Origin of the sequence: Pedobacter sp. CFBP9032, assembly GCF_034045265.1 — a bacterium.
GTDB lineage: Bacteria > Bacteroidota > Bacteroidia > Sphingobacteriales > Sphingobacteriaceae > Pedobacter.
This window is the reverse complement of the sequence record NZ_JAXCWE010000007.1, coordinates 21,919-34,639: the sequence shown is the minus strand read 5'-3', so window position 1 is coordinate 34,639 and position 12,721 is coordinate 21,919. Positions and strand designations below refer to the sequence as shown.

Below are 12,721 nucleotides of genomic sequence, written 5' to 3'. Positions count from 1 at the left end.
TTATAAAGTTGCTGAGTCTATGTTTTCTTCCTCTTTTAACAAGCCGTTTTTCTTCACGATTTCCCTAGCAAGGTTCAGGTAATTGATGGCACCTTTGCAATTTGCATCGTGCATAATTACCGAAACGCCATAACTTGGCGCCTCGCTTAAACGCGTGTTCCGTTGAATAATGGTATCAAAAACCAATTCATGGAAGTGCGTTCTTACTTCTTCTACTACCTGGTTAGACAATCTTAAACGTACATCATACATCGTTAATAAAATTCCTTCTATTTCCAGGTCAGGGTTTAAACGATTTTGTACGATCTTAATTGTATTTAATAATTTTCCTAAACCCTCCAAAGCAAAATATTCACACTGTACCGGAATAATCACCGAATCCGCAGCTGTAAGTGCGTTAATGGTAATTAAACCTAAAGATGGAGAGCAATCGATGATGATAAAATCATACTGATCTTTAATTTTCTCCAAAACCGCTTTCATTTTATACTCGCGGTTATTCAGGTTAATCATCTCAATTTCAGCACCTACTAAATCTATATGTGCAGGTAATAAATCTAAATTCGGGGTATCCGTCTTTTGAATGGCCTGACTTGGATCGATATCGTTGATGATACATTCATAGATACTATCTTTAATATTGCGGGGATCGAAACCGATACCTGATGTTGAATTTGCCTGAGGATCAGCATCTACCAATAAAGTTTTGTATTCTAGTACGGCTAAACTGGCAGCCAGGTTTATAGATGACGTTGTTTTACCAACACCACCTTTTTGATTTGCTAATGCAATAATTTTGCTCATCTATCTATCCGAAATTTACTTAACGTTTATTTGGGCTGCGTATATTTTATGCCTTTTAATCGGCAAAAAGTTCTATTTTTGCGTTGTTTACGCCCTTTTTCTCAATCAGCTAAGATACAAACTATATGGCAATTTTAGCAATAAGGGCTTTCCGGTTTTGAACATCTTATTAACAATTCATCCATGATTACCATAATAGTAGGCACCAACAGACCCAACAGCAATACTTTAAAAATTGCCAATTATTACCAGGCGCAGTTAAAACTCCGTGGTGAAGAGGCTACACTATTTAGCCTGGAGCAACTTCCAGCCGATGTATTGAATACAGATATGTTTGGTAAGCGCTCCTCTGCCTTTCAGGAAATACAGGATTTAATCGCAAAAACCAGTAAGTTTATTTTTATTATACCAGAATATAACGGCAGTTTCCCGGGTGTGCTAAAGGTATTAATTGATGCCTGCGATTTTCCAAATAGTTTTTATGATAAAAAAGCCGCATTAGTTGGCATCTCCTCCGGAAAATATGGCAATATCCGCGGTATCGATCATTTTACAGGGGTTTGCCACTATATACATCTCAATGTACTTCCACTCCGCATCCACATTCCAAACATTAAACAAGAGTTGGATTCATCAGGAAACCTAATTCAGGAAGATACCATTAAATTCACCAATGAACAGATCGATAAGTTTGTCAGGTTTTAGTTTTTTTAATCGAAAGCCCAACTTAACGCTGCGAAATTTGGTACTGATGCCTTGTTTGCACGGTTCCATAGAACTTCGTGGATATCGAAAACTGAATGATTTGGTCGATCACTTTAACATAATTTAAGTTAAAAATTGTAAGCTAGGTTAAACCAGGTTAATAAATCTGAATGTGGTTTTAGTCATTATATTTTAGCAATATGAAAACTAAAAACATACTTCTCACGATGCTCTTCTTCGCCATCAGCATCTGCCACATCAAAGCCCAGGATTCTTTGATCAGACACTCCATTCATGTATCACCGTTTGTTGGATTTAATTCTACAATGAAAGCGCCGGTTTATGGTGCAGAACTTGGCTATGAATACCGACTAAATAAACATTGGGGATTCACGGCGGGCATTAACATTGCCTATACGCAAAAAAACGGCAATGCTTCTGACTTTGGAAGCAGCGCAGGTTTAACCCAGGTGAAAAATTACAAACTCCTGCAAAACGCCCTTTATGCTGGTGCAAAATACTATCTGGGTGGTTTCTATCTATCAGCCGACTTCGGTTACCAGGAGGCGTATGAAACGACAAACTACCAATACAAAGGTGCCGGATCAAGTTATAATAATGGCACTTACGCAACCAACAGCTTCTATCAGGCATACGGACTAGGCTATCAAATTCCGCTCAAAAAAGGAGATAATATAGAATTTTTTGCCAAAGGATCTAACGGCAATGGCTATACCAGTTACGTTGCCGGCTTCAGGTATAACTTTGGCCTGTTTAGAAGAAAATAGCAAAATAAAAATTCAATAAACGCAACCTCAACATTACGCTTAGTTTGCGGCTTGCAACCAATGCAAGCCGCTTAATTGGTGCAATACATTGCTATTATCACTTAACGATTTAATCGTTAACTTCAGTCAAAAAGAAAGGCATTAATCTGCGTCAATTATTTTTGCAAAGCGTAAACGGCAAAAGATGCCAACCAGTGGTCGCCACCATAATTACCGGCAAACACCAATGGTAAGGCATTGGCCAGAAAACGATCTGCTGTTGTTTCGAAACGTTGCTTTAATTTATGGTTTTTCGGTAATTCTTTTGCTATGCCTTTCATGCACCAGGCCCGCGTAAAAGATAGGCCGACCAAATGAACGCCCTGATAATCGTTGATATCACTAATTACTGGCATATCACTAATGCGCCTGATACTTTTTTCTTCGTAAAACTTATTCAGCCAACTCACAAATTGTTTATTTGGCAGAACACGCCTCATCAAATCAGCTATTTCCAGGCTTGGTGAAAAGAAATCAGATCCATCAGGTTCGAGGTATGCAGGAGTAGCGGTATTATCTAAATAAAATGCTTTTGCTTTCTCATCAATTTGCTTCTCAAAATCAGCATCCTTAAAAGTTCTGGCCCAATCTAACGCAAAAACTAATCCAAAAGCAGTATTAGGGTGCACACCTGTGCGGTTTGGATACGTTTGTTTAGGCAGATACGCCTTCCAAAGTTTTAAAATCTGTTGAGTGAGGGGCTGCAATGCGGCGTACCATTTCTTCGCATCCGGATTATCCCAGGTATATAATTCCTGATCGAGCTTTAATAACCAGGCCCAACCATACGTACGTTCGTAGGTATTGGCTACCTGGTATTTGGAAAAGTATTCTGCCTCTGCCTTCATTTTTTCTGGCGTTAAAGTGGCATTTAATTGGGCAATAATTTCAGATTTATTTTTTAAATCAGGTATCGTTTTTAGTAACCGCAGCAACATCCAATGCCCGTGAACAGAACTGTGCCAATCCAGACACCCGTAAAATGCCGGATGCAGCTCACTTGGCAATAACCGCCCATCAACCGCTGTATTGGCTACATGTGAAGTTTTATTAGGAAACTCCTGACTGATACAACCTAAAGGCATTTTGGAAAGTTTTTCTGCAACATCAGCCGTCAATGTCGGAACAGTCTGTGCATGAGCAACTAGAAATGAAAATGCCAGCATACCAATGATAAAAATCTTTCTCATTATTAAATTAAACTTAAAAAATTATTGTTCCAATCCAGTTCTTTTTTCCATATCCCGCTTCCCATTCCCGATCTGTCCTCTCTATTTCCTATCTCCACTTCTTGTCTATTTCCCTATTCTCAAACTCCAAACCTAATCCATTTATCGCCTTCATGGCCAAAAATAAATGATCCCGGGTGCAACATTTCTGCGAGGTCTTCAATTAAAGCTACTGCGTTTTCAGCAGAGCGTTCGCGGGTAGTATCATCATTGAGTAAGATGACGCGGTTATTTTTTACAGCTTGCCAATCTTCACCCAAAGCCGATGGCACTTCGCGCATTAAATCAGTTAATGTTTTACCAGGTTGATAATAAACAATAAAGACAGCGCTCAGGATATCAGTTTCCAGCATACCGCCGGCAAAAGTAATTTCTTCACTAAGTGCATAGCCCGGAGTATTGCTGACATCTAATAATGCAACGGGAACTTTATCCATAAATTTAATTTTATGTTCCACAATATCTAATCGCTCTTGTAAATCTTCGCGAATTGTGGCATCAAGGCCGATAAATAAATCGTTTAAAAAAGACATCTGCATTAAATTTATTAATTTGTGCAAAAATAACAATCCTTATTTCATGCAGGCTTCATTTAAGTATATATTTTGGATTTTCTTTGCCATTCTTTTCACTTCCTGCAATCAGGATACCGTAAACAGCAATAAAAAGACTTTCAATATCAACCTGGATCAGGGATTAACCTCTATCGATCCTGCTTTTGCCCGCAATCAGAATGCCATATGGATGACCAACCAGATTTTTAATGGTTTGGTTCAAATCGATTCGGGCTTGAAAACGATTCCCTGCATTGCCAAAAGCTGGCAGGTATCTGATGATGCCCTAACCTATACCTTTAAATTACGTAATGATGTTTATTTTCACGATGATCCGATTTTTAAAGGTGGTAAGGGCAGAAAGGTTATTGCAAGTGATTTTGCCTACAGCTTTTACAGACTAATTGATCCAAAAGTTGCCTCTTCTGGCGGATGGATCTTCAGCGACAAGGTAAAAGATCAAGGTAATTTTATCGCACTAAACGACTCTACCTTTCAGATTAAGCTGGTTAAGCCTTTTCCTCCTTTCATGAATTTATTGACCACACAATATTGTTCTGTAGTACCGAAAGAGGTAGTGGCACATTATGGGAAAGATTTTAGAAGTCACCCGATTGGTACAGGGCCCTTCAAATTCAAATATTGGAAAGAAGGCGAAATCTTAGTACTGTTGAAAAACGAAAACTATTGGGAGAAAGATCAGGCCGGAGTTCAACTGCCTTATCTTGATGCTGTGAAGGCTACTTTCATTACAGATAAACAGAGCGGCTTTATGAGTTTTTTAAAAAAAGACCTCGATTTTTACTACAATGTTGATGGTAGCTATCGCGATGATATCCTCACGAAGAGCGGAAAAATGGTATCAAAGTACAAAGGGAAATTTACACTAACGAAAAGCCCATACATCTGTACAGAATATGTTGGGATTTTGGTAGACACGAACCTGGCAATCGTAAAAAAATCGCCTTTAAGAGTAAAAAAAATACGCCAGGCGATTAACTACGCGATTGATCGCGACAAACTAATCCGATACCTGAGAAATGGGATTGGTATTGCAGCAACTTCAGGTTTTATCCCAAAAGGAATGCCTGGATTTGATAGCCTTGCTGTAAAAGGCTATACTTATAACCCGGTCTTATCTGCCAAATTATTAAAAGAAGCTGGCTTTCCAGGCGGAAAGGGTTTACCAGAAATTACCCTGAACACCACCACTACTTACAAAGATTTGATCGAGTTTATTCAAGGTGAGCTTACCAACATTGGCATGAAAGTGAAAATTGATGTGAGTCCGAGTGCGAGCCTGAGAGAGTTGATGTCTAAAAACAACGTTAATTTCTTTCGCGGTTCCTGGCTTGCCGATTATGCAGATGGCGAAAACTTCCTTTCTATGTTTTATTCAAAAAACAAGGTACCTAACGGACCAAATTACTTTGCTTACTACAATAAAGATTTCGATAAACTATTCGAACAAAGTTATTATGAGGCCAATGATCAAAAACGTTTCGAACTTTACCGAAAGATGGATCAAATGGTAATGGAATATGCGCCAGTGGTGCCACTATTTTACGATCAATCTGTCGTGATGCTTCAAAATAACATCAGCGGCTATGCCTTCAATGCCTTAAGTTTAATGATCTTGAAAAACATTAAGAAAAACTAATTCTTCATCAATTTCCGTTTAAGGAAATCAGCCGTTGCTTCACTTACTTTAACTCCGTTTGAAAACTTCATCCAATGGTGGGTATCGTCTGGAATAACAAGCGATTCGAACTCAAACTTTTTATCTTCAAAACGCTTAGCTAAATCTACACTTTGGCTAAATGCTACATTCCGATCGTCATCTGCATGAATAATTAATGTTGGGGAAGTCCAGGTATTGACATAAGTTACTGGCGAAGATTTTATCGCAATTTTTTCTGCTAAATCGGCATCCGGTGCAGGCGCCTTTCCTGCTGTCGAATTATTTCCAAACCTGTTATTTACGCCATGAATATCAACGCCTGCAGCAAATAATTTTGAGTCTTTACCTAAAGCCAAAGCGGTTAAGTAGCCACCATAAGAACCACCATAGATACCAATCTTATCGGGATTGATATTTGGTTGCTTTGCCAACCATTCGCCTGCTGCTTTAATATCCTGGTATTCTGAAGCACCTTGCGCACCTGCATTCAGTGGCTTATGAAAATCATACCCATAGCCTAAACCTAATCGATAATTTACTGACAGCACTGTAAAACCTATGCTCACCAGGTACTGGTTTAAGGCATAATCTATAGAATAATAATCCATCGGATTCCAACCGAGCAGCATCTGCCTTTGCGGACCGCCATGCACATACACAATTGCAGGATGATTTTTTACCACCTTCTTCGGAGAAAAAAGTTGCCCGTATACATCGTTCCCATCCATGGCTTTAAAGCTCACGTGTTCGGGGGTAACCATGGCATTTGATGGAAAATCTTTCGGAATTAACTCCGATCCTATTAATTTGAGTTTGCCGTGATCTATGAATGCTGGCAATAGCGGCTGCCGGGCATTAGCACTCAGGCAAAAAATACTTTTATCGTCGCCAGAAATTACCGGATATGCTTCGATACCCTTTCCCAAGGTGATTAATTCCATACGTGATTGATCAACAGGCACACGATAGATATGTCTTCTATCTAAATCGTCATCATTTTTACCGGTGTTGGCCGCAAAAACAAGTGCCTTTTTATCGTTGCTAAGCTTGATATTTTCTACAGTAAAGTTTCCGGGAGTCAGGTTCTTTTGGTCAGAACCATTGGTCTTCATTGAATATAAGTGTGGCCATCCATCCTGATAAGAGGTAAAAACAATTCTCTCCTTAGCCCATAGCAAATTGGCTCCTCCTTCCATTGCCGGAAATGAGCCCCTGATCGTTTCAGGTGCTTTATAAAGTTGTTTTCCTTTGCCAGTATTGACATTTACTTTCCATATCGCCCATGGCTGATGTTTTCTGGCTAAAGTAGAATCGGCTTCAGTTCCTAAACCGGGCAATCTAACAAAAGCAATTTCGGTTCCATCAGCTGACCAGGCAGGTGTCACATCTCTGGAAAAGGATGGCAATAACCATTGGACAGGTATTTTTTGATCAACAAAAATGCCGATGTAGGAATGATCGGCCCGGTTACAAACAAAAACTAATTTTTTTCCATCTGGCGACCATTTATAGCTGCTATTTGTGCCTTTGGCGTAAAATAAGGTGCTTGCTGCTGCAGATCCATCAAGGGGTACACTTTTAATTTGTCCGCCATTGTCAAAAATAACCGTTTTGCTGTCGGGCGAAATCAAAGGGTGATCCCCTTCACCTAACACCTTAATCATTTTATCTTTGATGTTTAAACTTAATACCTGCATTTTAGGTGCAATCGGCGATGAAGCAGCATTTACCGGGCCGCCATCTCTTCCACCATGATCACCACCTCTAACAAAAACAATCCAGTTTCCATCTGCAGAGATAGAAAGGCTGGTTAGTTCCTGACCGTCGTCTTCATTAAACGCTGTCATCTTTATGGCTTCGTAGGCAGGTGCTTTGGCCAGGTAGATATTTCTTTTCCCCTGCTCATTTGCCGCCCAGGCTATCGTTGATCCGTTAGGAGCAGCAATCAATTGGCTGGGAAATGGATAACTAAGTACAGATTGGATAGAAAACGATTGCGCAAAAATGGAGGGTGATAAGCAGAATAGAAGTAAAGTAAATAGCGACGGCTTCATAACTAGGATTTGAAAATGGTCCTTTTTGAATTGAATTTACAAACATGAATTTATCGGTTGGTGAGACACCAACCGATAGAAAAATCAATCTTAAACTGCTTACTGATCCCACCAAAGCCTGGTCGTTCTTAAAACATCCACGGGAACATTTGCTCCATTTTTACTTCTTTCGCCCTGTGGATAATCTAAACGGCGAATGAAGGTAGGTAATGCGGCATTTGCTGGCATCGTAAAATCTTTATATCTGTAATCAAAACGACGGGCATCGTTCCAGGCCTCGGGATTTAAATAAGTGGCAATGTACTTTTCTTTAAAAATCAGGTCTTTGGTGAGCGCAGTAGCCCCCACAGCAACTGTTGGCTGAGCAAGGTAGGCTTCCTTATCTGCTGAAGACACCTGAAACTTATCCATGTTGGCTCGAATTGCGGCCAGATAGGCATTGTAAGATCTTGTTCTGTCAACATCAAAAGCAGCTTCGGCTTCGATAAATTTCAACTCGGCATAGGTAATGATAAAAATTGGTGAGGTATTGCCGCTCCAAGGAGAATTACGTGAAATATAATTTTCGTCCTTTCTGGTGTTAGCACCCGGAGCGCGGTTTCCAGCACCGTTCACTGTACCAATATATTTTCCATCTACTGTTAAATCGGTAATTTTTGGTAAACGTGGATCAAAAACCGGATAGCTTGTACCGTTCAAGGCATCTATCAACTGCTCTGAAAGCCAGCCCCCAAGTGATTGCTGTTCATTATTTAAGGCCACGGTTGCCCAGGGACTGCGTTCTCTGAAAGTTTGCATTCTGGCATCATCATCATTGCTGACGAAAGATTTACTCAGAGCATCTAACACCGCTGTTGGATTATAAGTATTGCGCTTACTTACTTTATTAAGCAACCTTGCTTTTAAGCCATAGGCCATTTTTAACCAGTTTGCCCTTTCAGTAGAAGCCGTAGTTCCGTAAATTAAATCGCTGGCTGCAGCAAGTTTTACAGTAGCATCTGTTTTAGCAAGCTCTACAATCGCTTCATCTACCAATGCCATTGTTGAGGCATAAACCTCTTCCTGCTTGTCATATTTTGGAACCAGGTTGTTGATATTAAAGGCTTCAGAAAATGGTGCACCGCCCCAAAGGTCATTCACCATGATCAAGTTATAGGCAATCAGCACATCTGCCACGCCTTTGTACTCGCTTGAATTTTGTGCGATTGCCAGCTTCTTCAGTTCATTCGCATCTGCCATGGCAAAATAAAGTAAATCCCAGGTGCCGCTAAAATCAATCGCCTGATAGGTGTCTCCGGCACCATTTGCCGCCGGGTTTGCAGTATATTGCACATAAGGCAATATGATACTGGCCACACTGTAATTATTGAAACCCGCTTTATAAGTGGACGTAGCCAGCAGGGTATTTAGTGTCGGGTTGGCAACCTGGTTTGGGTTATCAGATAGTTTATCAAAGTAACTATCCTTACAGCTTTGCAAACCTAATGTTGCAATTACAGCCGAAAACAAAGTATATTTTATAATCTTTTGCATCTTCATTCTTTTTTAAAAACCAACATTAAGGGAAAACATAATGGTACGTGCCGAAGGATAAGTAAATCCTGCTGACCCGTCGTTGTTGCTACCAGAATCGTACGAACTCGATTCGGGATCTACGCCATAATATTTAGTCCATAACCATAAATTATTTCCGGTTACGGATAACGACGCATTTTTAATGGCCTTCGCAGGCAACCATTCTGCTGGTAAGCGGTAACTCAAACTGGCCGAGCGTAAACGTACCCAGGAAGCGTCGCTTACAAACGGCTCAGAAACATTGCGGTATAAAATCCGGTAGTAACCTTCACCATAATCTACACGATCCGGCCCTAATCTTTGACCCATGTAAACGGGTTTTGTATTGGGCTGACCGTTGGCTAAAACACCATCAAAAACCCTTGTGGTTCTCCGATCTGCTGTATAATCTGGCAAGCCGAATGCAGAATAGAAATCTTCGAGCCAGTTGTATTTTTCAAAACCTAAACGGGCATCGAATAATATATTTAGACTGAAATTTTTATAGCTGAAGTTGTTCCCGAAACCAATAATGTAGTCTGGTTGTGAGTTACCCAACAACTTTTGCTTCCCTCCCGAAATACTCGGAAAACCATTTGCGCCAATTAACAGCGGAAGGTTTTTATCTAAGTTAATCGGATCTTCTGCTTGTCCGCCGTAATATCGGTTGAAATAACTACCGTAGATATTACCATAAGCCTGGCCTTCGATTAGTTTCATCGTTACGCCAGCATTACCATAACCCCTGGCAGCACCATAAACAATTTCGGTAATTCCGTTCGGCATAGAAAGCACCTTATTTCTGTTTGCTGATAGGTTAAGGTTGGTACTCCAGTTGAAATCCTTTCCAACAATTGGTTTACCATTAATTACCAACTCTACCCCACGGTTTCGGATATCGCCAGCATTGATCGACTTGGTTACGTAACCAACCGCAGATGATATTTGCGTTTGGATAATCTGATCTGTACTTAAAGAATAATAGTAAGTGAAATCAAATCCGATTCGGTTTTTAAAGAACGACATTTCTAAACCGGCTTCGTAAGTATTGGTAAATTCAGGCAATAAATCCGGATTTCCCAAATTTGCGCCTATGGTTAAACCACCTGTTCCGGTAGGTAAAGAGGTGTACGGCGTGTACCCAGTGAAAGTGGAATATTCTGATGCATCTTTTCCAATGCGGGCATAAGACAATCTTAGTTTAGCCTGGCTGATCACTTCCGGCAATTTGAACTGATCGGAGAAAACATAACTTAGACTGGCAGATGGATAAAAGAAAGACCTGTTTTCTTTAGGAAGCGTAGAGGTGATATCATTTCTTCCTGTTAAAGTTAAAAACAGGTAGTTTTTATAATCGAAAGTTGCTTCACCAAAATAGCCAATCAGGCGTTTCTCTCTAAGTGCCTGGCTTGGCGTAAGCACACCTGCGTTGGCGAGATTGAAGAAATTATAAATCCCCAGAATACTGCCCAACGTTCCTGTTTCTTTAATTCTGCGATCATAAAGTTCTTGCCCTAATCTCAGCGTACCCGTAATATCTTCACCTATTTTGGTTGATGCAGTTGCTACAAAGGTGCTGTTCAGCGTTCTGAATTTAGTGTTATATTCACCGTAATATCCCTGGTCATTATCGTACATCGCTTCTCCGGTATACATTGGTCCACGGGCGGTTCTTACTCTATTTTCATTATAGGTATCTACGCCGAAACGATAAGAGAAGTTTAACCATTTTAGGGGATCATATGTTAAGCTTGCACCTGCAATGTATCGGTTCACATCGCTTTTTAGCTTATTATTCGCGGTACCCCAAATCGGGTTGTTGGTGCCCAGGTATTTTTGAGAGCCATCAGGATTCTGATAATCTGCAACATCATACCTCGGTGAAAAATACGCCAAACCCTCGCCAAATCGATCTGCGCTATAGGTATAACCGCCCGAGTTGGTGAAGTTCATATTTACAGAGGCTTTTAACTTCGGACTGATAATAAAATCCGTATTTAATCTTCCGGAGAAATTTTTATTATCCGTATTCGGCATCATCCCTTTCTGATAAAGCTGTGAAATGGAAGAGAAAAATTTAACCACATCACTTCCGCCAGTTAAGGAAAGTGAGTTTTTTACCTGTTGACCAGTACCAAATGCCTGATCGTAATTGTTATAAAGTTTATCGGGATGAGTTGGATCAATCAGCTTAGCTTCTGCAATTGTTGGTCCCCAGGCTGGCCCAATTCCGCCAGGAGGATTGGTATATACCCCCAACACGCCTTGCGTAAATTCAGTTTGTACCTTCGGACTTATCAAAACTTGATCGAAGCCATAACTGCTATTCAGGTTGATCTGGATTCCATTCTGCTTGCCTCTTTTGGTGGTGATTACGACTACGCCATTTGCACCTCTTAAGCCATAAAGTGCTGTTGCGGCCCCACCTTTTAAAATGTTAATGGTTTCGATATCATCAGGATTAACGTCGGAAGCCCTGTTGGTCACCCCTCTTGAACCATAAGCATTTCCACCGGGATTTGCGCCCTGGGTAGAAGTGGAGTTATCAATCTGTACGCCATCGATCACATAAAGTGGGTCGCCAGAAATGTTTGGGTCTATTGAATTTACACCTCTGATTCTGATGCTCGCACCTTGACCAGGCCCGCCGCCAGTGCTTGATATTGTTGCGCCTGCAACCTTACCTTGTAAAGCATTGAGCAGGTTAGGCTGATGATTAAAATTTAAATCTTTATCGTTTACTGTCTGCGCGGCATAACCAAGTGATTTTGCTTGTCTGGTGATTCCCAGTGCTGTTGATATGGTTACTTCCTGAAGTTCTTGTGAATCTGAGGCAAGTGTGAGGTTAATGGTTGTTCTGTCGCCCACTGCAACTTCCTGCATTTTGTAGCCCAGCAAACTGATCATCAGTACAGCGCTAGATGAAGGCACCTGAATAGTAAAGTTTCCGTTTCCATCTGTTGAAGTTCCGGTGTTGCTACCTTTAATTTTAATACTTGCCCCAGGCAAGGGCCCGCCATCATCTGTGGCGGTAATTTTCCCTGTTACCGTTTTTACCTGGGCAAAGGAGGATAGCCCAATGAGTAAAAGAAACAGAAAAAAAAGTGAGGTAAAAACTTTTTTCATATTTTAAGAATTTAGGGTTTGATGATTGTTAGCAGATGCAATATAACGTTTTAGTAGAAAAACACCGCAAAAAGCAGAATGAAATTCCGCAGTATACCGCAAATCACGCTAAAATAATACCAAAACCCAGCTAAAACACGCAAAAGATATCCTTTTACATAAAAAAATCACCCCTTAGTGTAATTTT

At 40.5% G+C, this 12,721-nt stretch carries 9 protein-coding genes; 3 read left to right on the top strand and 6 right to left on the bottom strand.

What is annotated here, in order from left to right; translation table 11 throughout:
- Entirely contained in the window at positions 1-804 is an 804-nt protein-coding gene (locus SOM16_RS14250) for an AAA family ATPase (protein ID WP_320464665.1), read from the bottom strand.
- A gap of 183 nt (positions 805-987) precedes the next feature.
- On the opposite strand from SOM16_RS14250, the gene SOM16_RS14245 reads away from it, so the two are divergent.
- Positions 988-1,509, top strand: coding sequence for an NAD(P)H-dependent oxidoreductase (locus SOM16_RS14245; protein ID WP_320464664.1), 522 nt, complete (start codon positions 988-990; stop codon positions 1,507-1,509).
- 200 nt (positions 1,510-1,709) lie between these two features.
- Positions 1,710-2,297: a hypothetical protein gene (locus SOM16_RS14240; RefSeq protein ID WP_320464663.1), complete on the top strand. Its 588-nt coding sequence runs from the start codon at positions 1,710-1,712 to the stop codon at positions 2,295-2,297.
- 155 nt (positions 2,298-2,452) lie between these two features.
- Here the strand turns inward: SOM16_RS14240 and SOM16_RS14235 are convergent, their stop codons facing one another.
- Both SOM16_RS14235 and SOM16_RS14230 read right to left on the bottom strand, forming a co-directional pair.
- Positions 2,453-3,526 (bottom strand): DUF2891 domain-containing protein, encoded by a 1,074-nt coding sequence (locus tag SOM16_RS14235; RefSeq protein ID WP_320464662.1) that lies wholly within the window; start codon positions 3,524-3,526, stop codon positions 2,453-2,455.
- Between the two features lie 119 nt (positions 3,527-3,645).
- Complete coding sequence (locus SOM16_RS14230; RefSeq protein WP_320464661.1) at positions 3,646-4,098, bottom strand: hypothetical protein; 453 nt, start codon at positions 4,096-4,098, stop codon at positions 3,646-3,648.
- Between the two features lie 19 nt (positions 4,099-4,117).
- Between SOM16_RS14230 and SOM16_RS14225 the strand changes: the two genes are divergently transcribed.
- Positions 4,118-5,779 carry an ABC transporter substrate-binding protein gene (locus tag SOM16_RS14225; RefSeq protein WP_320464660.1) on the top strand — a complete coding sequence of 554 codons (1,662 nt, stop codon included), beginning with the start codon at positions 4,118-4,120 and terminating at the stop codon, positions 5,777-5,779.
- Here the strand turns inward: SOM16_RS14225 and SOM16_RS14220 are convergent.
- From SOM16_RS14220 to SOM16_RS14210, 3 genes are all read right to left on the bottom strand, one after another.
- Positions 5,776-7,854 (bottom strand): S9 family peptidase, encoded by a 2,079-nt coding sequence (locus tag SOM16_RS14220; protein WP_320464659.1) that lies wholly within the window; start codon positions 7,852-7,854, stop codon positions 5,776-5,778. The genes SOM16_RS14225 and SOM16_RS14220 overlap by 4 nt on opposite strands.
- 99 nt (positions 7,855-7,953) lie before the next feature.
- The gene (locus SOM16_RS14215) at positions 7,954-9,387 is read right to left on the bottom strand and encodes a SusD/RagB family nutrient-binding outer membrane lipoprotein (RefSeq protein WP_320464658.1); all 1,434 of its coding nucleotides are present in this window, start codon (positions 9,385-9,387) and stop codon (positions 7,954-7,956) included.
- 12 nt (positions 9,388-9,399) lie between these two features.
- Positions 9,400-12,534 carry a SusC/RagA family TonB-linked outer membrane protein gene (locus tag SOM16_RS14210; RefSeq protein WP_320464657.1) on the bottom strand — a complete coding sequence of 1,045 codons (3,135 nt, stop codon included), beginning with the start codon at positions 12,532-12,534 and terminating at the stop codon, positions 9,400-9,402.
- Between the last annotated feature and the right edge of the window lie 187 nt (positions 12,535-12,721).